The organism is Lancefieldella sp. Marseille-Q7238, from assembly GCF_949152215.1.
GTDB lineage: Bacteria > Actinomycetota > Coriobacteriia > Coriobacteriales > Atopobiaceae > Lancefieldella.
In genome coordinates this window covers 152,052-174,577 of sequence record NZ_OX424407.1, presented here as the reverse complement: position 1 = coordinate 174,577, position 22,526 = coordinate 152,052, and the positions used below count along the sequence as shown (strand labels likewise).

The 22,526-nt window shown below is 51.4% G+C and carries 21 protein-coding genes; 2 read left to right on the top strand and 19 right to left on the bottom strand.

Annotated elements, in window-relative coordinates:
* Positions 1 to 4 precede the first annotated feature (4 nt).
* From QM016_RS00760 to QM016_RS00745, 4 genes are all read right to left on the bottom strand, one after another.
* Complete coding sequence (locus tag QM016_RS00760) at positions 5 to 1,324, bottom strand: NCS2 family permease (RefSeq protein WP_016477040.1); 1,320 nt, start codon at positions 1,322 to 1,324, stop codon at positions 5 to 7.
* Between the two features lie 64 nt (positions 1,325 to 1,388).
* Positions 1,389 to 1,865: a dUTP diphosphatase gene (dut, locus tag QM016_RS00755; RefSeq protein WP_016477041.1), complete on the bottom strand. Its 477-nt coding sequence runs from the start codon at positions 1,863 to 1,865 to the stop codon at positions 1,389 to 1,391.
* Positions 1,858 to 2,310, bottom strand: a complete 453-nt coding sequence (nrdR, locus tag QM016_RS00750; RefSeq protein WP_016477042.1) for a transcriptional regulator NrdR — start codon at positions 2,308 to 2,310, stop codon at positions 1,858 to 1,860. Before nrdR ends, dut begins: the two co-directional genes overlap by 8 nt.
* 97 nt (positions 2,311 to 2,407) lie before the next feature.
* Positions 2,408 to 2,866, bottom strand: coding sequence for a LysM peptidoglycan-binding domain-containing protein (locus QM016_RS00745; protein ID WP_035433630.1), 459 nt, complete (start codon positions 2,864 to 2,866; stop codon positions 2,408 to 2,410).
* Positions 2,867 to 3,049: 183 nt separating this feature from the next.
* On the opposite strand from QM016_RS00745, the gene lexA reads away from it, so the two are divergent.
* Both lexA and QM016_RS00735 read left to right on the top strand, forming a co-directional pair.
* Entirely contained in the window at positions 3,050 to 3,706 is a 657-nt protein-coding gene (lexA, locus tag QM016_RS00740) for a transcriptional repressor LexA (RefSeq protein WP_016477044.1), read from the top strand.
* A 9-nt stretch (positions 3,707 to 3,715) separates the two neighbouring features.
* Complete coding sequence (locus tag QM016_RS00735; RefSeq protein WP_282709798.1) at positions 3,716 to 4,486, top strand: heparan-alpha-glucosaminide N-acetyltransferase domain-containing protein; 771 nt, start codon at positions 3,716 to 3,718, stop codon at positions 4,484 to 4,486.
* Here the strand turns inward: QM016_RS00735 and hflX are convergent.
* The 15 genes from hflX to QM016_RS00660 all read right to left on the bottom strand — a co-directional run bounded on the left by hflX (position 4,483) and on the right by QM016_RS00660 (position 22,264).
* Positions 4,483 to 5,772 carry a GTPase HflX gene (gene hflX / locus QM016_RS00730; protein WP_282709797.1) on the bottom strand — a complete coding sequence of 430 codons (1,290 nt, stop codon included), beginning with the start codon at positions 5,770 to 5,772 and terminating at the stop codon, positions 4,483 to 4,485. The two genes, QM016_RS00735 and hflX, sit on opposite strands and share 4 nt — an antisense overlap.
* Before the next feature lies 1 nt (position 5,773).
* Positions 5,774 to 6,706 carry a tRNA (adenosine(37)-N6)-dimethylallyltransferase MiaA gene (miaA, locus tag QM016_RS00725; protein WP_282709795.1) on the bottom strand — a complete coding sequence of 311 codons (933 nt, stop codon included), beginning with the start codon at positions 6,704 to 6,706 and terminating at the stop codon, positions 5,774 to 5,776.
* Positions 6,703 to 8,070, bottom strand: coding sequence for a tRNA (N6-isopentenyl adenosine(37)-C2)-methylthiotransferase MiaB (gene miaB / locus QM016_RS00720; RefSeq protein WP_282709794.1), 1,368 nt, complete (start codon positions 8,068 to 8,070; stop codon positions 6,703 to 6,705). The genes miaA and miaB overlap by 4 nt, the downstream gene beginning before the upstream one ends.
* 1 nt (position 8,071) lies before the next feature.
* Positions 8,072 to 8,428, bottom strand: coding sequence for a stage V sporulation protein S (locus QM016_RS00715; RefSeq protein ID WP_282709793.1), 357 nt, complete (start codon positions 8,426 to 8,428; stop codon positions 8,072 to 8,074).
* Between the two features lie 111 nt (positions 8,429 to 8,539).
* Complete coding sequence (locus QM016_RS00710; protein ID WP_016477049.1) at positions 8,540 to 9,619, bottom strand: ATP-binding protein; 1,080 nt, start codon at positions 9,617 to 9,619, stop codon at positions 8,540 to 8,542.
* 3 nt (positions 9,620 to 9,622) lie between these two features.
* Positions 9,623 to 11,176, bottom strand: coding sequence for a ribonuclease Y (gene rny / locus QM016_RS00705; RefSeq protein ID WP_016477050.1), 1,554 nt, complete (start codon positions 11,174 to 11,176; stop codon positions 9,623 to 9,625).
* A 274-nt stretch (positions 11,177 to 11,450) separates the two neighbouring features.
* Positions 11,451 to 11,930, bottom strand: a complete 480-nt coding sequence (locus QM016_RS00700) for a regulatory protein RecX (RefSeq protein WP_282709792.1) — start codon at positions 11,928 to 11,930, stop codon at positions 11,451 to 11,453.
* Between the two features lie 197 nt (positions 11,931 to 12,127).
* Positions 12,128 to 13,222: a recombinase RecA gene (gene recA / locus QM016_RS00695; RefSeq protein WP_016477052.1), complete on the bottom strand. Its 1,095-nt coding sequence runs from the start codon at positions 13,220 to 13,222 to the stop codon at positions 12,128 to 12,130.
* Between the two features lie 228 nt (positions 13,223 to 13,450).
* Entirely contained in the window at positions 13,451 to 13,960 is a 510-nt protein-coding gene (locus QM016_RS00690) for a CinA family protein (RefSeq protein ID WP_016477053.1), read from the bottom strand.
* A 3-nt stretch (positions 13,961 to 13,963) separates the two neighbouring features.
* A complete protein-coding gene (pgsA, locus tag QM016_RS00685) occupies positions 13,964 to 14,572 on the bottom strand; it encodes a CDP-diacylglycerol--glycerol-3-phosphate 3-phosphatidyltransferase (protein WP_016477054.1) in 609 nt (202 codons plus the stop codon).
* Between the two features lie 14 nt (positions 14,573 to 14,586).
* A complete protein-coding gene (rimO, locus tag QM016_RS00680) occupies positions 14,587 to 15,972 on the bottom strand; it encodes a 30S ribosomal protein S12 methylthiotransferase RimO (protein WP_282709791.1) in 1,386 nt (461 codons plus the stop codon).
* A complete protein-coding gene (locus QM016_RS00675; RefSeq protein WP_016477056.1) occupies positions 15,938 to 16,435 on the bottom strand; it encodes a YajQ family cyclic di-GMP-binding protein in 498 nt (165 codons plus the stop codon). The genes rimO and QM016_RS00675 overlap by 35 nt, the downstream gene beginning before the upstream one ends.
* Before the next feature lie 59 nt (positions 16,436 to 16,494).
* The gene (locus tag QM016_RS00670; RefSeq protein ID WP_282709789.1) at positions 16,495 to 18,087 is read right to left on the bottom strand and encodes a helix-turn-helix transcriptional regulator; all 1,593 of its coding nucleotides are present in this window, start codon (positions 18,085 to 18,087) and stop codon (positions 16,495 to 16,497) included.
* 2 nt (positions 18,088 to 18,089) lie between these two features.
* On the bottom strand, positions 18,090 to 20,594 hold the full coding sequence (locus QM016_RS00665; RefSeq protein ID WP_282709788.1) for a DNA translocase FtsK: 2,505 nt from the start codon (positions 20,592 to 20,594) through the stop codon (positions 18,090 to 18,092).
* A gap of 5 nt (positions 20,595 to 20,599) precedes the next feature.
* A complete protein-coding gene (locus tag QM016_RS00660) occupies positions 20,600 to 22,264 on the bottom strand; it encodes a ribonuclease J (RefSeq protein ID WP_016477059.1) in 1,665 nt (554 codons plus the stop codon).
* Positions 22,265 to 22,526 lie beyond the last annotated feature (262 nt).

The following is a 22,526-nucleotide window of genomic DNA, read 5'->3' as shown; positions in this document are numbered from 1 at the left end:
GGCGCTACAGCTGAAGCAGGATAAAGTAAGCGACAAAAGCAAGCGCGGCAACCCACATCAAAGGCTTTACCTTCTTTACATTGCCCGTAACAAGCGCAACGATCACATAGAAGATAAATCCAAAACCGATGCCATCGGAGATTGAGTAGGTCATGGGAATGCCTGCGATAACCATAAACGCAGGGAATCCCTCAAGAAGATCGTTCCAATCAATCTCCGTAACTTCAGTCATCATGAGGAAGCCAACGATGACCAGGGCGCCCGTTGTAGCAGCGGAGTCAACAATAGAAATTAGCGGAGCTACAAAGGCTGAGACAAAGAAGAAAAGACCGGTAAAGACCGATGCAAGACCCGTTCGACCACCATCGGCCGCGCCGGAAGCGGATTCAATAAACGTAGTAATCGAAGACGCACCAAAGAGACCGCCTGCGGCCGCAGCTGCAGAATCGACGATAAGAATCTGCTTGATATCTTGTACCTCTCCGTCTTCTGTCAGAAATTCTCCCTGCTTTGCAATGGCCATCGCAGAACCCATGGTGTCAAAGAAGTCCGACATCATCAGCGAGAATGCAAAAACGAGAAGAACAGGAGTGGTTAGAACTTTAACGATTCCCATGACACCGTTGGCATCGGTTTGAAATGGCGCTCCAAACGAAGAGAAATCGAGGCCGGAAATAATGCCCGCGGGTACCGCGGTCACGCCGAGCGGAATGCCAGCCAGAACTGCAAGAATAATGCCGATGAGCAAGGAGCCCTTGACTTTGGCGGAATACAGAATGACAGTCGCAACAATGGAAACCAAACCAACTATAAAGGTCGGCTCAAAGATATTTCCAAGTGAAACCATCGTCGATTCATTGGCAACCAAGATACCAGCGTTCTTGAGACCAATCATGGCAATAAACAGTCCAAGGCCCACAGAGATTGCATGACGCAAAGAAACTGGAATGGCATCCATAACAGCTTCACGAAGGCCGCACAGAACAAGAAGGAGAATTGCAATGCCTTCTACAAAGATAACGGCCATGGAGGCGTGCCAGTCACCTCCTGTAACTTGTGTAAGGGTAAATGCCACAACAGCGTTTACACCCATTCCCGACGCGCACGCCAGAGGGCGGTTGGAAAAAAGACCCATGCAGATTGTCATAATACCCGCGCCGATGCACGTCGACGTAATTGCAGCGCTTAACGGCACTCCGGCCATGGCCAATATGCCAGGATTAACGGCAATGATATAGGCCATTGCAAGAAACGTTGTGAGTCCGGCGCGTAATTCTTGGGTAACAGACGATCCACGCTCACCTAGTTTAAAGAGCTTTTCCATCACCAATTCCCCTCTCTCTGCAATTGGCAGACATGTACGAACTTGCACAACTTATCTACACAAGCTAAACACCGCTTGAACCAAAACCGCCTGCTCCTCTATCTGTTGCATCAAGCTCATCTACTTCAACGAGCTGCACAACGGGCACACGTTGTATCACCAGCTGCGCAATGCGCTCCCCGCGCTCGATATGGATGGTAGTGTTCGCATCAAGATTGACCGCACATACCTTCAACTCACCACGATAATGAGCGTCAACAAGACCCGGAGTGTTTGCCATGGACAAACCTTCACGGTATGCAAGGCCGCTTCGCGGCTGAACAAAACCGGCATATCCGTCAGGAATAGCGATAGCCAGTCCGGTTGAAATAAGACGGCGCTCAAAGGGCTTGAGATCCAGCTCTTCTGCACTTCTTAAATCCAATCCTGCGTCTCCGCTATAGGCATATGACGGAAGATCAACGGAAGGGTCGAGACGTTTTATGGGAAGTTGTATGTCACAGTCACAGGTATGTTCATTCATTAGTGAACCATCATTCATTAGTGAGACTCCTTAGCTCTTCGCTGAACTCATCAACATCTTTGAAATCACGGTATACCGAAGCAAAGCGTATGTAGGCGACCTTATCAAGGGCGATAAGCTCTTTAAGCACAGCGCTACCAAGATCTTCAGAGGATATTTCATTTTGGCCGCCGTCACGAAGACCCGACTCGACCGCATCAATCAAAGCGTCCAGTCTTTCGACGGCTATATCGCGTTTTACCGTAGCGGCGATAAGGCCTCGCATTAATTTCTGCCGGTCAAAAGGTTCTGTATGACCATCTTTCTTGCGAACAACGAGAGGTATCTCCTCTCGTCTTTCATAAGTCGTAAAACGATAGCCGCATTTTATGCATTCGCGCCGACGTCGTATAGCGTCATTGTTATCAGACGAACGAGAATCAACAACTTTTGATTCTTCATATCCGCATTTTGGACAACGCATAGTATCCTCTCTGTTGACATACAAGGAAGATACCATGTATCCCCAAAAAAGAAGAGCACGGTCAAAATTCTTGGTGCTAAAGGCCTAAAACATTCCGCTAATGGCGCGCAAAAGGAACTTTCAGCACTTCTCCCGGCTTAAGCGTTGTATCTGAAAGTCCATTTATTTTTTGGATATGGTGCGCTACGTCAGCGGTGGATACCCCTGTAACGCCATGCTGTGCGGCAAGTGACCAAAGAGAATCGCCAGACTTCACAGAAACTGTCTCCGTTTGAACCTGATTCAAAGAAGCGTCAACGGAATCTTCTATCGCAGCCATACGAAGGCTATAAACTGACATGAGAACAGCAGCTACCACTGCAAAAGCAGCAGCAAAGACAATGAGTTGCCGTAAAGAAAAAGGCTGATAAGGCGCGACAACCCGTTCATGTTTGATTTGTGCGGCTGAAGCTGATTTTGCGGATGCTCCTCCCTCAATGAGAACAAGTCCGCGCGATGTAGTCTTCAACGCAGAAGTGCCGTCAGACATGCATGCATCTAAATACTGCTTATCCATAGTGCGATCCTTTCCGAAGTGCTTCTCGGAACGGTTATACCTTACCAACCGGACAACAATCGAACCGAACATGTGTACTCACTATAGACCGTACGTTTGTTCGTGTCAACAAAAAATACGAACATTCGTTTGATTTTTATACCGAACAGGTGTATGATATGCACAGCGATAAAGGAGGTCCGCATGCCTAAGGGAAAGCTCAGCAAGCGTCAAAGTGCCATCTATGAATACATATGCTCGTACACAGAAGAGCATGGCTATCCTCCCTCGGTAAGGGAAATCGGCAAGGCTGTTCAACTCGCTTCGCCTTCCACCGTTCACATGCACCTTAAAGTTCTTGAAGAGCTTGGTCTTATCAGCCGAGATCCTAAAAAGCCTCGAACTATGAAAATCGTCCCTCGCAGCTCTGATGGCTCTCGTTCCAGCGTAAAGCTCGCTTCAATCTCCCAAGACATCAATGCCAACGTTATTACGCTGCCTGTCATCGGCAACGTCGCTGCAGGTACACCAATTCTTGCAGAGCAAAATGTTGAGGATACGCTTTCTTTGCCTACAAGCATTGTCGGCGATGCAAGCACGTTCATCCTCCGTGTGCACGGGGAATCCATGATTAACGCCGGTATTTTTAATGGCGACTACATCATCGTAAAAGAGCAACAAGACGCTCACGATGGGCAGATTGTTGTCGCGCTCATTGATGATTCCGCAACAGTCAAGACTTTTTATCGAGAAAAGAACTGCATCCGTCTCCAGCCTGAAAATGACACGATGGAGCCTATCTATTCAGATAATCCCCGCATCCTTGGTATCGTTACGGCATTAATCCGCTCTCTATCCTAGGAGGACGTCTTGACGCCGGCGCGATTTTCTTCAGGTTCAGAATCACGTATTGTGTTTTTTGATACCTGGCGAGGTCTGTCTATCATTTCGATGGTGCTCTTTCATTTTGCATACGACCTTGTATATATAGAAGATCTTGCTTTACTCTGGTTCACCCGTCCTCTGACCGACCTATGGGGAGCCAGCATATCTTGGTCGTTTCTTTTTATTGCCGGTTCTATGTGTTCTTTTTCAAAAAATGCGCTCAAGCGAGCCTTTATATACGGCCTGTTCGCGCTTATGATTTATGTGGCTACGTCTATCGCCCGTATAGACGCCCCTATCTCATTTGGCATTATCTATTGTATGGCCGCCTGCACACTTATTGAAGCGCTGCTTCAAAAATGCGGTATTTTCGTACAGGGATATACCACAGCTGCCCTGTTATTCATACTCTTTCTTGTGCTCTACAATCTTCCTTCCGGCACAGTAGGAATCGGGCCTTTGTGTATACGTCTGCCCAGCACGCTCTATGCAACCGGCTATCTTGCGTGGCTGGGATTTCCGGGGCTACATTTCATAACGAGTGACTACTATCCATTGCTTCCCTACCTATTGCTCTATCTTTCGGGAGCCGCTTGTAACCGAGCAGCCCTCGCGCAGGGATACACGCCTGCACTGCAGAGGCTCTACATTCCTGTAGTCTCAGAAATAGGAAAATATCCTCTTGTCATCTATATCCTGCATCAGCCTCTTTTGCTGCTCATAGCAGGTGTGCTTACCGGGCACATGCCAATCTAGTCATTTCGATAGGGTTTGAGAATAGCCTGCATGCGCTCATCGGCCTGGACAGTAATCTGAAGCCCCTCGGCAAGGTACTGCTCGCGTATGACTCGGCAACGCTCATGTACCATTTTCAAAAGAAACCCCTTTTCAAAGGGAACAAGAGCGCTTATAACAGCATCTCCTTCACTAGCAATACGAGTAATTTCATAAAGAAGTTCCCGCAAACCTATTGCTTCCTGAGCGGAAATGCATACCGCATTTGGATATGAAGCCTTCAGGGTCAGTATTTCGTCATGCTCTAAAAGATCAATTTTATTGAACACGAGAAGCTGCCGCTGAGCAGAAGCGTGGATATCAGCAAGAATTGAGGTGACAACCTCAATTTCCTTATCCCTGTTTTTATCAGACGCGTCGACAATCACAAGGATTAAATCAGCTGCCTTTGCCTCAGCAAGCGTCGACTTAAATGACTCGATAAGAGTTGTTGGAAGTTTCTGTATGAATCCAACCGTATCAGTCAACGTGATCCGGCGGCCTTCGTCAAGCGTTATGGCTCGTGTCGTCGGATCAAGTGTCGCAAAGAGCTCGTCTTTCGCATATACGGACGCGTCAGTAAGCTTATTAAGAAGCGTAGACTTGCCGGCATTGGTATATCCAGCAAGGGCAACGCTGAAGACGCCTGAATCCCAGCGCAATTTGCTTTGCACGTTCCGCCGCTGTTCAAGTTCGCGTAATTCTCGCTTAAGCATCGCTATCCTGTTGCGAATCAGTCGGCGGTCAACTTCAAGCTGACTCTCGCCCTGACCAAAACGGCTGCCAATACCTCCGCGTGTTTGTTCGCCAACCAAGTGGCTCCACATGCCGCGAAGTCGTGGAAGAACGTACTGCAGCTGAGCAAGCTGCACTTGAAGCCTGCCTTCATGTGTTTTTGCATGGGTACCAAAAATATCAAGAATCAGCGCGGTTCTATCGATTATTTTCGTCGGCTCACCCACAAGCTTCTCGAGGTTTGCCTGTTGAGAGGGAGAAAGCTCATCGTCAAAGATAACTACGTCAGCGTTAAGGGTGCGGACAAGAGATACGAGTTCTGTAGCTTTGCCCGTACCGATGAATGTCTTTGGCACGGGAGCTTCAAGCTTTTGCGTAAGTGTCGCTACGACTTCTGCGCCATCAGTTTCTGCAAGGCGCATGAGTTCGGCCATTGAATCGTCCAAAGACCAAGTGCGCCTGCCACAATCAACGCCTACGAGAATCGCGCGCTCTGGTACGGGAGCTGTCGAAAACGGCTTAAAGCGACTCATACTAGCCCTCTCCAATGCCGGAAAGCACGGTGTCTGCGGCCTCATCCATACCTATCGTATCCAAATCAAGCCATGTAACGCGGCCCTCCCGCTTGAGCCATGAGAGCTGACGTTTGGCATACCGGCGCGTATGCTGCTTAACCGCCTCTACCGCCTCTTTGAGTGTACAGGAACCTGCAAGGTAAGATAGTACTTCTCTATATCCTATGGCTTGTCCTGCAGTACTGTCCGCCGTAAAACCGTCTTCAACAAGACGCTTCACCTCATCCACAAATCCCGCCGCAAACATCTGCTCAACACGCCGGTCAATACGCTCATACAATCTCGCGCGATTCATTGAGAGGCCCCATAAAGACGCTGCATAATGAGGGGTGTGAGCTCTTAGGCCCATATGCTGTTTTGCATAGGAGACTCCTTCATCGTACATCTCAAGCGCGCGAATCACACGCCGTACATTATGAGGATGTATCAGTTCGGCGCTTTTTTGATCGCGCTCCTGCAGAAGACGATAGAGCACATCAGGACCTTCGGTAGCGGCGCGTTCCTCGTATTTTGAGCGGGTCGGCGTTTTCAGCGCTCCTGAAGGAAAGTACATCTCATCAATGACAGCATCAAGATAGAGCCCCGTGCCGCCACAAAGCACAGGCAGCTTTTTGCAGGCCAAAAGCGCATCTATTGCAGCGCGTGCATCACGCTGAAAAAGCTGAACTGAATAGTCTTCCCACACAGGATCAATCATGTCCACCATCAAAAGCGGTACTATACGCTCTTCAGCTGGTACCTTTGCAGTGCCGATATCCATCCCCTTGTATACCTGCATAGCGTCAGTTGAAACAATCGAGGTCTCAAGTCTTTGCGCTATTATTTCGGCAAGAGCGCTCTTTCCCGATGCCGTCGGACCTACGATGCAGACTACCGAGGGAAGACTGCTCATCTAGGATCGCCTACTAGCGTTCCTCTGAGATACCACGTACGGGCTTCATCAATAAAGACGTCAACAATCTTGCCAATATACTCATCGCAGGAGTGATTGTTAGGAATGCTGAAGTGAACCGTCTGGTTCTTCTCGCTGTGTCCTACCATAACGTGATCATCGCGCTTTGAAGTGCCTTCAACTAGTACGGAAACGGTTGTATGCAAGTCTTTTTGATTGGCCTCATGCGCCTGCTTCGCTACAAGACTTGCAAGTCGGTCAAAGCGCTCCTGAATAATCTCGTGCGGTGTATCATCTTCAAATTCAGCGGCAGGAGTTCCTGGCCGTTTTGAATAGATAAAGGTGTAAGCCGAAGAATATTCAGCTTCTTTGACAAGCGAAAGCGTCTGTTCAAAGTCTTCTTCAGTCTCACCTGGAAAGCCAACGATGATGTCAGTTGAGAAAGCAATGTCTGGCATAGCTTTCTTGAGACGATGCACCACATCAAGGTAATCCTCGCGCGTATAGCTTCGGTTCATTCGCTTTAAAATTCGAGAAGAACCGCTTTGAACCGCCAGATGCAGATGGGGCATCACGGCAGGTGTCTCCTTCATGGCCGCAATGGTTTCGTCCGTAAGGTCCTTCGGATTTGATGACGTAAAGCGGAGGCGCTCAATTCCCGTCGTTGCCACCGCGCGGAGCAATTCAGCAAAGCGGGGCTTTCCGTACAAATCACGGCCATAGGAATTGACGTTTTGGCCGAGCAGGGTAATCTCACGAACGCCGTCGCCCACCAGACGTTCACATTCACGGACAATCGCCTCAAACGTACGACTCCGTTCGCGCCCACGAACGTACGGCACGATGCAATAAGTACAAAAATTATTACAGCCTGTCATGATGGGCACCCATGCATGGAAGGACTGGGCGCGATGGCTGGGTAGCTCTGTCGAGAAGCCCCTGCCCTCCTCTTGAGTATCAACAACGACCTGTCCGTCATGACCCTTGAACGCCTCGACAAGCAGCTCAGGAAGGCTTGCGAGAGCGCTGGTACCAAAAACAACGTCAACCGCAGGAACATGCTGTTTCAACTTTTCGCCATCGCGCTGGGCTATACAACCACCAATGGCGACAATGCGTTTTCCCGAGGGAGGTTTAGGTGCACTGACCATAGCGGACGCCTGGCCGTACAGTTTTTGGTCGGCATTCTCGCGTACACTGCACGTCATAAAAACTACGATGTCGGCATCGTCAGTCGTCAAAACTTCATTGCATCCGCAGGCGTCTAAAAGACCGCTGACGCGTTCGGAATCATGAAGGTTCATCTGGCAGCCGAATGTCTTAATGTGGTATGTCTTGCCAACAAGCTCAGAGGCTTCAAACATGCTAGATAACTCCGTGTAGATTGGGATTTTCCCTGTAACTTTTTTTCTCGCCGAGAATATCTGGAGAAGTGTCGAATGTAGCTCCGGCCGCAGAGAGGGTGTGAACATATACGACTATTTTTATAGCCGTCCTGCTCTCCCCCGCTATCTCTATATCGGAAAACGTCGGCGCGCAGGAAATGTCATAGCCTGTCGGGATAAGAAATCCCCTGGCGATTGCAATCGCCTTTATCGCCTGATTCACCGCACCGGCGCCAATGCATTGCAGCGTTACCGGTTCTCTGTCTTTAACCAAACCGGCAATGGCGCCCGCGACCGATGCGGGTGATGACTTGCTCGAGACTTTTAGCAATCCCATATATACTCCTGCGGTACCGTGTTTTACTCTTCATTTCTAGGCGATAGTGCTTCGTTTCGATGGTTATTCTCGGCTTCTTGCTACGTGCTCTCTCTTACTGTGTGCTTTGTGTTAGTCTTCCGGATCCAATTCAAACGTGACTACGATTTTACCTTTTCCCACACGAATCTTTGGCTCGTTGCTCATAGAAAGATAGTAGCGATCGGAGAGAAAGGAGAAATCTTTTTCGAGCAGACGTGCAAATTCATGTTCGTCTTTTCTCGACAATTTAAGACTCCGTCTGTCTCTCAAAAGATCAATCTCTTTTGGCCCGGTTGCCTCTCCTGTATGAAAAAGGCGGGCATAACAGCTTCTTATGGGCTTAATTTGACCTGACAGAATGCGATGCGCCGTACGCTCTGACAACGTAAGGCCAAGCGTGGCACAAATCTCGCAAAGCTCCCGCGCGTCCGACGCGACGCGGAAACGTTCCAACACAGGAACTTCCGCCAGGTTGTCGATGAAAAGAAGGTCAGCAGAACTCATTGACTGAGGTATGCGTACGCGCGCGGTTGCGGCGATTTCTGCCGGCGAACCGAGAAATACGTCGCAGCTTCCCTTTGACTCCAGTGCAAATTCACAGCAGGTGCGAACGATGTTATGAGGCCCGCGGACAAGCGCTTTTTGGCCATCATCATCAACTCCGACATGGGGCCAGCTGGATTGATCAGCTCTCTCGGAAAGGTTTTTTGTATCAGCAATGATTTGTATTGAAGCGCCCAGACCAGCCGCGGAAGACAAAACTTTTGCTGAAAGGGTGTTCTCTTTGATGGAATAAAGCGCCATGCCGCGACCATGAACGCCCCATCTGTCAACATGAACGCTTTCAAGCTTTGAGGTCACACGCGCGTCAAAAATGCGCTCCTGCATTTCAAGAGGTATGCCGGAGCCATCATCTAAAACCACAAGCGAACGGATGTTATCCTCGCGTGTGGTCGCCACATAGATATGGCGAGCACCCGCATCGCGAGAATTACGGAGCATTTCGATGACAATATCTTCAACGCAACGGATGTCATGCTTTGCCTGACGACGTTCGGCTTCGGCTACGCGTAAACGAACGTACCCCGCACCGAGATTCTCCTCGATGCGGAGTGCGCGCTCACCGCCCATAGAGGCAACAAAATCCAAAAGATGCGTTTCTTCAGCCATGAATTACTTTGCAACATCGACGGCACGTGACTCGCGAATGACGACAACGCGAACCTGGCCGGGATATTCCATCTCATCTTCGATTTGCTTGGCGATATCATGCGCGAGAACTGTAGCCTCAGCATCGCTGATTTTCTCGGGCTCAACCATGACATGAAGCTCACGACCCGCCTGCATGGCATAGGTGCGCTCAACTCCCTCGTGAGCGTTGGAAATCTCCTCCAGCTTCTCAAGACGTTTGATGTAATTTTCCGCAGACTCACGGCGTGCGCCGGGACGAGCTGCGGATATTGCGTCAGCAGCCATGACGAGGACGTCAAGAACGGTATTGGGTTCAATATCTGCATGGTGCGCTTGGATGGCGTGCACAATCTCCGGACGCTCGCCGTGACGACGTGCAAGCTCGGCGCCTATGACAGCGTGGGGGCCTTCTACCTCATGGTCGATAGCTTTGCCAAGGTCATGCAAAAGACCGGCTCGCTTTGCCGGCTTTGCATCCATGCCCAGCTCCTCAGCCATCATGCCACACAGCACCGCCACCTGGACAGAGTGAGCAAGTACATTCTGACCGTATGAGGTGCGATACCGAAGAGCGCCTAGGGTTCTGATGATCTCCGGGTGCAGGTCATGGATACCGCAGTCAAAAGCGGCTTGTTCTCCTGCTTCAATAATGCGTTCTTTGACGAGGCTCTCAGCCTTCTTGTAGAGCTCTTCAATGCGTGCGGGATGAATGCGTCCATCAGCAATCAGATTCTCAAGCGCTACGCGAGCGGTCTCGCGACGAACGGGATCGAAGCTGGAAAGCACCACGGTTTCAGGGGTGTCGTCAATCACCAAAGAGACACCGGAAACTTGTTCAAAGGTACGGATGTTGCGTCCTTCGCGGCCGATGATACGGCCTTTCAGGTCATCAGACGGAATATGAACCGTAGTTACGGTAATCTCAGACGCCTGGTCAGCAGCAACACGCTGAATGGCTGTTGAAATGATTTCACGCGCGGTTTTATCGGCCTGCGCACGTACCCTCTGCTCTGAATCACGCAGAATCTGAGCTTCATCGCGAACGCTTTCAGAACGGACTCGCTCTATAAGCTCATCATGAGCCTCATCACGGGATAGTGACGCGATGCGTTCAAGCTCAACAGATTGCTGCGCAACAAGACCATCCAAATCATTCTTGCGGCGGTCAAGCTGACCCTGAAGACTGGAAAGCTGATGCTCACGCTTATCAAGCACATCATTTCGGCGGTCAAGCGATTCCTCGCGCTGAAGGATGCGATTCTCCATGCTACGAAGTTCGCTCTTGCGTTTCTTCTCTTCCGCCTCAGCGTTCTGCTTCAGTTGAAGAACTTCCTCTTTTGCCGTAAGGATTGCTTCTTTTTTGACGGTCTCCGCTTGACGTTGAGCCTCTGAAGTAATGCGGCCTGCATTTGATTCAGCTTGCTTTACCTGCTCATCAGCGATTTTCAAACGAGAATTGCTTTTACCGGCAAGAATGCCGTAAGCAACAGCGGCGCCCACCAAAAGGCAGACAATGCCTACGAGTGCAATTTCCATACTTACTCCTAAAATGGCGTATTCCATAAATGTTCAGGAGACGCTTCCCTGTTTGACCAAGGCAGCGAACCCGCCATAAGAGGAGGTAACCAAACACCATTGCAGGCCATTTTCAAAAAACTACGAACTGTAAAAGTGACGCCGGAAAACCCGACGGGAAATGCTCATTCTCATGGCCTTTTAATCCTACTCACTGTCATATCATTTGTCAATTAAAAGCAGGTAAACAGACTAATCCGACAGCAAATTCATATATATTCACGACTTTGAAAAATTACGTCTTTGCCTGAGCGCTTTCCGCAAGCACCTGTTTGGCCGTCGAAGAGCAGAGTTCAAACGAATACCCTTTGGAAGCTAAGAAACGGACTATTCTTTCATAATCGTTTTTCCCGGTTAGGCGTTTGCGCCGAGCAAGAGAAAGCGCCTTTTCCTTTTGGCTCGCAACGGAAAGATATGATTGTGGCCAGCCCTCAAGCAACGAGGTTGACAACCCCTTTCTCTCAAGTTCACGCTCTATTCGTATGACGCCCCATCCTTGCGAGACTTTTGCGCGGGCATAGGAATCTGCGTACCTAGCGTCATCAACCAGACCAACCTCAACCGCACGCTCTACAGATTCTTTGACAACCGAGGAAAAGTACCCATCAAGTCTGAGCTTCTCCCTCAGTGCGTAAGACGAATAATCGCGGCGGCAAATCAGCGTCTCAATACGGCTGCGAATGAGGCTCTCTTGTATCCGCGTAAGCTCATACATGAATTCCGCTCTTGAATCCGGGTGAAACGCCCCTTCTCGCTCTAATGACTGCACTTTTCGCCCGACACTAACGGGAATAGAGAAACGCTCAATTCCACCGGCGTCAGAGGTAAGGGAGAGAGTTACACAAGGCTTCTTGCGCCCAAGAGTGCTCTGTCTTTTCTCCGGAAAAGTAAGCTCCCATGCTAGTGAAGACACTATTTAGCATCCTCGGTATTTTGCAGAGCAACCGGAATACCAACCGCTTCGTCATTGTTTTCGATTAAACCCGCAGCAAGGCGCACTTTATGATCAATCTCATCCATAAGTTGGGGATTTTCAAGCAAAAACTCTTTAGCTGCTTCACGGCCCTGTCCAAGCCGCTCCCCTTCATAGGTAAACCATGATCCTGACTTATTAACAATCTCCTCATCAACTGCCATGTCAAGAATAGAGCCTTCTTTTGATATGCCCTTTCCGTACATAATGTCAAACTCCGCCTGCTTAAATGGAGGGGCAACCTTATTTTTAACTACTTTCACGCGGACTCGGTTGCCAACAACATCACCATTCACCTTAATGCTATCGACACGGCGAATATCCATGCGCACAGACGAGAAGAACTTCAGAGCACGGCCACCCGAAGTGGTTTCAGGGTTACCGAACATGACGCCGATTTTCTCGCGAAGCTGATTGATAAATATGCATGTAGTGTTTGATTTAGAAAGCGATCCCGCAAGCTTTCGGAGCGCCTGGCTCATAAGGCGAGCCTGAAGGCCAACGCTGGAATCACCAATCTCCCCTTCAATCTCCGCACGGGGCACGAGGGCGGCTACTGAATCAATAACGACGACGTCAATAGCGCCCGAACGCACCAGCATGTCGCAAATCTCAAGGGCCTGCTCACCGGTATCAGGCTGAGAGATTAACACTTCATCAATGTCAACGCCAATCCGAGCAGCATAGCCCGGATCAAGGGCGTGTTCCGCGTCTATAAATGCCACGACTCCACCAAGTGCTTGCGCCTCAGCGAGAATTTCAAGAGAGAGGGTTGTCTTGCCGGAAGATTCCGGGCCGTAAATTTCAATAATACGACCGCGCGGAACGCCACCGATGCCAAGAGCTGCGTCAAGCGCGATAGAGCCAGTTGGGATTGACTGGATATCAAAGGAAGGTCCACCGTCTCCCAGACGCATAATAGCGCCCTTGCCAAATTTCTTTTCTATTTCTGAGGTAGTTGTCTCAAGAACATGTTCACGTTCTTCACCAGTAGTGCGGGGTTTAATCTCGCGAGTGACCTGCCTTTTTGCCATTATTTCTCCTTGGGTCGAATTGCATACATCGTATAGGAACAAGCGTTCGATGTCAATATGTTACTGATGATTTTATCGAAGCAATCTGACCGCTTTTTGACCGGTATCTATCAGAAAACTGACGCAAAATCAGGCAAAGCGCCGAAATGATTAAGAATGCCCAGCGCTGTTTTGCCGGACATAATTTCACCGGTATTTTTGGAGTCATATTCTTCCGTATCGAAGGTTTTACTTCTTCACAATTTCCTCATGAAACAGTTGCAACGCGTAGAGCACAGCCTCTCGGCGCACGTCATCGCGAGACCCGTCAAAATGTTTTACTCCTGCGTGAACTCCATGCGCGCTCGCGACTCCAAACCAAACGGTACCCACCGGTTTTCCGGGTTCACTTCCCCCTGGTCCTGCAATTCCCGTAGTAGAAACAGCGAGCTCTGAGCCAATCGTACGACGAACTCCCTGTGCCATCTGCTGAGCGCACGGCTCCGACACAGCTCCCAACTCCGGCACGGCAAAAATCTCTTCGGAGACGCCCAGCACCTTCTGCTTCACCTCAATGGCATAGCTCACCACGGAGCCGAGAAAGACTTCAGAAGAACCCGGCACGGCAGTAAGCGCTCCTGCGACAAGACCTCCTGTGCATGACTCTGCTGTCGCTAGTGTTACATGGGCAGCGGCCGCCTCGCGAATAACACGCGCCGCAGCCTCATAGAGTTCCTTGTCACAGCAGGTTGTCTGCATAACTTACGCCTCTTTTGCGATGATAGACCAAGATTTCATGAAATAGTCAATGCCGCTCCACGCGGTCAAGAGCACGGCAATCCACATAAGAACAGTAAAGAGAAGGCTGAGCGCGTCTTGAACGGGTCCCGCGGAAATGACCGGTAAAAACAGCAAACCGCAAATGGCAACCATAGTGGTAGCGGTCTTCCACTTACCGAGATTGGACGCCGCGATGACCGTACCGGCGGAGGCCACTACCATGCGAAGCCCCGATACCAAAAACTCGCGGGCAACGATGACAAACAAAACCCAAGGAGAGACCATATGCCACTCAAGCAGCACGCAGAGGGCGACAACAACGGCAAGCTTGTCAGCAATCGGATCCAAAAACTTGCCAAAGGTAGTAACCTCATTGCGGCTCCGGGCCAGATATCCGTCCAGCTTGTCAGTAAGTGAGATAATCACATATCCGAAAAATACCAGAGCCGGACCGCAGGATATCGCAAGCCCCTCCCCGACTGAGGCAGCAGGCCGTCCTAAAAGCTGCGCCGACAAAAGCCACAAGGGCACAAGCGCCACTCGAGCGCAGGTCACAATATTTGCCGGTGTCCAAATGCTTTTTTTAGGCACAAGATATCTCCCCACTAGACGTTCTTCTCGTCAACTATCTCGCCGATAATCTCATAGCAAAACGAATCAACAAGGTCGCAAAGGACAATATCGCCCACACGGGCCTCGCCCTCGGCAATGTGCACGGCTCCGTCAGAATCGGGCGCCTGGAACCACGCATGGCCGATAAGCTCCGTTATGCCATCAGACTCCTCAACACCGTCAATAATGACCTCGCAGCGCTCGCCAACATGACGAGCGGTTGCCGCAAACCCAAGCTCCTCTACCAAATCGATAAGGCGCTGGGTGCGCTCCATTTTGACCTCGTTTGGAACCTGATTGGGCATATGAGCGCCCTTGGTCCCTTCCTCCGGAGAGTACGTGAAGACTGACGTATAGTCAAATTCCTGTTCCTGGATGAAGTCATACAGCTCATCAGACTCTTCTTCTGTCTCGCCGGGAAAACCGCACATGCCCGTAGTACGAAGCACCATATTGGGAATCTCACTTCGCAAGCGGTCAAAAAGAACGCGCAGCTCATCAGCGGACCCAGAGCGTCCCATGCTCGCAAGGACGCGCTCATTGCAATGCTGTATGGGAATGTCGATATAGGGCAGGCACTCAGGGGTATCGCGAATGGTGGCGATAAGATTATCGGTCATCCCCTCGGGCTGAAGATAGAGTACGCGCACCCAGCCTCCATAGGGATGCACCACTTGAGCAACCTGACGCATGAGCCACGCCAGAGTAAGCGTTTCACCGTCAGCTGTCTTGCCGAGATCATTGCCCCAAATGCCGGTATCCTGGCCAATGAGGATAATCTCGCGGACGCCACCCTTCATCAAAGAGGCAACCTCAGAGAGAATCTCGTCAGCAGAACGGGAATGGTAGCGACCGCGGATATACGGGATGGCACAAAACGCGCAGAAGCGGTCGCATCCGTCTGAAATCTTGACGTACGCGCTGGCTCCCTCAATAGTACGCAGCATCCCATGGGCCGCGATAACAGACGGAGAAGCAAGGCTGACCCCTAGAACTTCAGACACCACGCCGACAATACCGTCTTCTTCGTCAGCGCGGACAAAGGCGGCGACTTCCGGCAGCTGTTCTGGCAGCTGAGAGCCGTAACGAGATGGCACGCAGCCACACATCACAATGGGAAGCTCGCGCACACCTGCAGAAGCCTCCTCAGCAATCTGCAGCGTAGTCTCAATGGACTCTTCCGTAGCGGACGCTAAAAAAGAACAGGTATTCACGATGGCGACGTCGGCAGTTTCAGAATCGGTAGTCTCACTGTAGCCGTGCGCCAAAAGCAGCGCCCTCATGCGGTCTGTGTCAACTTCGTTTTTCGCACATCCCAACGTAACAAACAGGACGTTTTTGCCCCTAGCGATAGTTGACGTACTGGAGGGGCTGACCATACTCCTGCTCCTTTAGAAATGCGATAACGGACTGAAGCGTATCGCGAGAAGCGCTGGCAACACGGAGCTTCTCGCCCTCAACCGTTGCCTTAGCTTTAACCTTCATGTCACGAATGTCTTTTGCGATGCGCTTAGCGGTCTCCTGGTCTATCCCCTGCACCAGTTTTCCTATCTGACGCACCGAAGAGCCGGCCGCCGGCACGGGATCTGCCCAGCGAACGCTTTTTAAATCGATACCACGCTTTACCAGCTTGCTCCCGAGCACGTCCCGTACTTGAGAGGCCACGAAATCCGATGGCGCCGCGATGGTAAACGCGGCGTCCTTCTTGGAAAGCTCCAACGTGGCCCCTGAATCTTTCAGGTCGTAGCGCTGAGAAAGTTCGCGCGTGGCCTGCTGATACGCATTGTCAACTTCCATCATGTCTACCTCTGACACAACGTCAAAGCTGGACTCTTTTGCCATAATCTCTCCTCATACGGCGCTGGCGAGAAGCCCTTCTCACCAGCGCACCTTATATGAACTTAGTTGGTGTTCGAACTCGACGACGTGGTAGTCTCCTGATTTGTGCTGCTCTGAGCGGAAGCGTCAGTCTTGGAATCATCGGTCTTTGTAGAGGAAGAGGTATCGTTTTTCGTGGAGGTATCCTCGCTGTTGGATTCTGACCCCTTGATAGTCATGATGCCAATTCCTGACGAGCTATTCTCAAACGCTTTTGTTTGCCCGTTCACCTTTACCGTGACCGCTCCCGGAACGCCTGCCTGGATTTTCAGCGTCCCTTTGACTGTAATCGTCTTAGACCAAGGTCCTGTGACCTTATCGGCAACTACATACGTGCCGTCCTCATCAATCTCCAGCCAGCTGAATTGTCCATCGGGAACGCTAATCTCAACTTCCGTTTTGTCCGTCTTCGTTTCCGTGGTTTTCTCCGGCTGCTTAGATTCCTCTGAGTCTTTCTTGGGTTCCGTCGTGGTATCCGTTTTTTCAGACTGAGACTGCTGCGTTGCAGACTCATTATTGACGCTCACCGTACGTGACGGAACAGGATTGGTCTTATTGGCTGCGCATGCTCTGACCGAGAAAATAATAATAAGCGTCAAAATAACGGCCAGCACTACCACGATTGTCGCGATAGCACGCGCCGTGTTGGAGAAAAACTCATCGATGGCTCCCATAACGCCACGGCGACGCAACCTTCGAGGTGCGCGGGAAAGGTTGCTCGGCTGACGGCGGCGAACATTTGGTCTGTCAACGCTTGCAATGTTACGAGAACCGCGGCGACCGGAAATAGTAGACGCGCGCTCATAAGGAGCTGCTTGATCGTCATAATGCAGGTCATCGGTATACTCGCTCGGAGCGACACTGCGCGTACTGACATCGGAGCGAGAACCAAGCCTTGAGCCGCGCGCCATCATGCGCGTCTGATCGCTCGACGCCGGATAGCCCGGGGTCGATTGCGTTTCGCGCATGAGCCGAGAAGAGCCTTCAGTTCCCGATACTCCAGCGATTCCTACCCGTCTGCGCGCCGCTACGCCGCGTGTACGCAGCCGAGAAGAACTGCGTCGATGCGCGGAATCCGGTGAGGCGTTATAAGCGTGACCTGTTGCGTATTCAGAAAATGAATAGGCGTTTGTCGAATCGGAGGAAGATCCCGCCAAGGGGACACTCGATTGTCGAGAGCGAACGCCTGAGGTAGTTGCGAAGGCGCCCATATCGCCCGCAGGGCCTCCTGCCGTTGGAAGCAGACCGTGATACTGCACATAGGCTTTCGGACGTGATTCAGCCTCATTGGGAACATCATAGCCTGAGATGCCACGGCCCGACTGCGTGTCTCGCGTACGGCGGCGAAGCTCATGTGAGTAGGTTCCATGCTCGTGCTCAAAGACCTCCTCTTGGAAGAGGTCAACTACCTCACGGGGATTCAGCCCCAGGTAGCGAGCGTACGAAGAGAGCATGCCCTGCGCGTAACCGCTCTGGGGAATGTTCTCAAAGTCCCCTTCCTCAAAAGCGATAAGCGCCTGCTCTTTAAGTTTTAACGTTTTTGACGCTTGGGTTATGGAGATACCAAGCTGGCGACGGCGAGCAACAAGCATCTCACTGAAACGCGGGCGTGGCATGGTCACTCGACCTCCTTATAGGCTGCATCCTGCACTTTAAGCTCCTCAAGTGCATCTTTATCAATCAGGACCTCACGGGGTTTGGAACCATTAGCAGGTCCGACAACTCCCTTTGCTTCAAGCATATCCATAATTCTACCAGCACGGGCATATCCCACAGAAAGAGCACGTTGCAAACTGGAGGTAGATCCCAGCTGAGAGTCAACGACGATGCGCGCTGCTTCCCAAATGAGCGGGTCGTCTTCGCGAGAAGCCCCTTGAGAAGCGGTTCCGTCAACCTGACTCGGCACGGCGACCGTCAGGATATTGTCGTGATACTCGGCAACGCGCTGCTCACGGATGTATCTGACGGTCTGCTCGATTTCCTCGTCAGAAACCCAGCATCCCTGCGCGCGTTTGGGCTTGCTTCCGCGAAGTTTGACCAGCATATCGCCGCGGCCCAGCAACTGTTCCGCGCCCTTTTGGTCCAAGATAATGCGCGAGTTGATGGAGTTGTCAACGGAAAGCGCTACACGGTTATCGATGTTCGCGCGGATAAGGCCCGTTACAACGTCTGCGGAGGGGCGCTGCGTGGCAACGATCAGATGTATGCCGGCCGCGCGGCCAAGCTGCGCGATGCGTACGATGGAAGATTCGACATCTTTGCCGGCAACCATCATCAAGTCAGCCAGCTCGTCAATGACAATTACGAAGTACGGCATATGCTTGGGGGGATTTTCCATGTCGGCGTACTTATCGCTATCAACGTTTTTGTTGTACGTCTTAATGTCGCGCACCTTATAATGCTCGAATACCTTGAGCCGCCGTTCCATCTCGGTAACGCCCCACTGAAGTGCGCTTGCCGCCTGTCGCGGTTCCGTAACGACCGGGACATACAGATGCGGAAGGCCGGCGTATCCTGTGAACTCAACGCGCTTGGGGTCGACCATGATGAGGCGTACCTGCTCGGGCGTAGTTCGCATAAGCATCGACATAACGATGGCGTTCAGAAGTACCGACTTGCCCGATCCTGTAGTACCTGCTACCAGCAGGTGCGGAAGGCTCGCTAAATCAACTACAATGGGCTTTCCTTCGGAATTGCGGCCAAAGGCGCACTCAAGCGGACCGCCCTTGGCATACGGAAGCACATCGGCAAGGTTGACCGCCTGCGACTTCTCGTTAGGAATTTCAATGCCAACCAGCGAAGTTCCAGGAATAGGCGCAAAAATACGCACCGATTTCGCCGCGAGAGAGAGCGCGATATCATCTTCAAGGTTGGTAATCTTATTGACCCTCTCGCCCTCACCCATGGAAATCTTGAACGTTGTCACCGAGGGGCCGGCGACCCATCCGACTACCTGACTTGAAAGCCCAAACTCCTCAAGCGTTGCCTGAAGACGCTGGGCTGTCTGCGCGAGCTCATCCTCAGACACGGCGGACTTGCCTGAGTTCGCGTTAGTCTTGAGAATCGAGAAGGGCGGAAGCTCGTAGGTGCTGTCATCGTCGCCCGGTCGCTTTAAGCTTTCAGGATTTGCGAGGAAGTCGGGAACGTCGCCCTTCGTCTTTCTGGATGCCGTTTTGCGCTTTTTCTGAGTCGCAGCAGATGCGGACTGCTCCTCTTGGCTGTCCTGCTGTCCGTCACCCTCGTGGGCCTTGGACGTGCGGCCTAGAAGCGTTGTCTTCGCGCGGCCGGCCAGGGTATCTGAGGCAGCATCCTCATCTTCAAGAAGCTCCTCTCCTTCTGATTGGCGCGCGTTGCGGCGCAGGACACTCGTCTTGCGATCACCGATAAAGGTAGTTTTACCCTCTCCTGTTTCATCAAAGAGCGAAGGCTGTTCGTCCACGGTTTTGCGACGATTTTTCTTTCCTGAAGCAATGCGCGTTCCCTGTTCGGCGTAGGAGGCTTCCTCACGCGCGGCGGCACGCTCTTCTCGTCTGATGCGGTGGTCTTCACGCATCTCATCAAAACGGCCCGAAGCTCGGCTGACAACGTCAGAAATGGAAAATCCGCACACCACTATGCCCGCGATAAGTACGCCGAGCAACAGAATGTTTCCGACAATGCGTCCAAGCATTTGCAGCAGTACCAGCGCAATGCCGCCGCCAACATACCCTCCGGCAACTTCAAGATTCGACTCAAAAAGCAGAATCTGAGGATTTTGCTCAGCGCCGGGAAAGTTGAGTGAAATCATGGCAAGAGCCGCGAGAACGTCAAGCGTCAATCCAACGGCAATACGCGTTGAAACGGGTCCTTCGTCCCGCATGAAAAACGTCATGGCGAACATGAAAAGCGCTATCGGAAAGAGTGGCGCCCCCGTACCGAAGCAGAGCTTCAGGCCATGACCGACAGCGCTGGTGACAAGGGCGGTCGAAGGCAGGATAACCGAAACGAAAAGTGCTATCGCCAGTACGGCAAGCACGACGCCAATGACGTCGTTTTGAACGGGTGTCAAGCCTTGAGAGGCCGATGCGCGCCTCGACTGACCTGCTCTTCTTTTTGCTGCATTTGAACTACGTTGAGCGGGCATTCAGCTTATACCTCCATAACAACCGGAATAACCATTGGACGTGTATGCGTTTTAGTCCAAAGGAAATTGGAGAGGGAGTTTCTGATGTTTTTACGTATTGCCTCGGGGTTTGACCCCTCGGATTTGGAGAATTTATCTACTTGGTTGCGAACTAGATTTTGCGCGCCGTCCATAAGCTCGTCGTCCGTAGCAAACGAAACGCCGCGTCCTGACACTTCAACGACACCCGCCTTGCGACTGCGTCCCACCAGCGTTACCACAACGGTCACGATACCGTCTTGCGCCAAGCGCTGGCGATCGCGAAGCACAACGGGGTTGGACTCCGTCACGGAAAGACCATCGACAAAGACGACACCGGACTCCACGGATTTTCCGCGCTTGACCTTTCCCTCCCGCATCTCAAGAGAGTCGCCGTTATCAAGGATGAAGATATTCTTTTCAGGGATGCCCATCTGCTTAGCAAGTTCTGCATGGGCGCGAAGATGTACCGCCTCGCCATGTACCGGCATAAAGTTCTTGGGGCGCGCCATGCCAAGAACCAGCTTGAGCTCTTCTTGGCTTCCGTGGCCGGAAACATGAACGAGCGTCTTCGACTTGTCGTAGATAGCGCAGCCAATCTTGGAAAGTGAGTTGATGATGGACTGCACGCTTCGCTCGTTTCCAGGAACGGGCGTCGCGGAAATGATTACCGTATCCTGAGGACGTATAGAGAGCGACTTATGCTCGCCGTTAGCCATACGGGCAAGCGCGGAGAGCGGCTCTCCCTGTGAGCCAGTGCACAAGACAACAATACGGTCGTCGGCGAGCTTCTCGACATCGTAGGCATCGACGATGTTTTTATCGGCAATTTTAAGATAGCCAAGGTCACGCGCGACCTTGGTATTGGTGACCATTGAGCGGCCCGTTACGACCACCTTGCGACCAACGGCAACGGAGGCGTCACACACCTGCTGCAGGCGGTGAATATGGGACGAGAAGGACGCCACAAAGACGCGGCCCTTTGCGTTTTTGATAATATGCCTCAGCGCCGGCCCCACCGCTGCTTCCGAAGGCGTAAAGCCCGGATGGTTCGCGTTGGTGGAATCAGAAAGCAAGAGGTCAAGCCCTTCGGAGGCAAATGTCGTAATGGCCGCGTAGTTGGGACGCTTGCCGTCAATGGGCGTCTGGTCGAGCTTAAAATCTCCCGTATGCATAAGGGAACCCGCAGGCGTCTTCATGTGAACGCCAAACGCCGCGGGGATGGAGTGCGTCATGGAAAAGAAGGTGATGTCAAAAGCGCCCAGCTTGATATTGGAGCCGTCATTGACTTCACAGAGTTTGATGCCCGTTAATTTGTGCTCGGCAAGCTTGCCTTCAATGAAACCTAACGAAAGTTTGCTGGAGTAAATAGGTACCTTGCGCGTCAAGTCCATCAAAAGATACGGCAGAGCGCCGATATGATCCTCATGTCCATGGGTAATCAAAATAGCGCGCAGCTTATGTTCGTTTTCAAGCACATAGGTATAATCAGGAAGCACCAAGTCAATGCCTGGCTGCTCATCATCGGGAAACATCAAGCCGGCATCGATAAGAACCATGTCGTTGCCGTACTCAAAGACGGTCATGTTTTTACCAATGCCGTCTAAGCCACCCATAGGAATAATCTTTAAGGGTGCTTCTTTTTTAGGCATTAAGAACAAATCCTTTCGTTAAGCAGAGCATTTCTGCATACAAACTATAACAACGCAAAAAAAGAGTCTCTTTTTTGCATACCTTTCAATCCAAACATACAGATAGTACTTATTATATTGAAAATCGTACAAAAGTTTGCATAAATTGGCAGAGATGTAAGAAATAACATCTTCAGTAGTATGCAAAAGAAGCCCCGGCCACTATCACAGGGGCCAGGGCTGCAACGTACCCACATTACCGCGTGCAATTCAGCGCTTACAG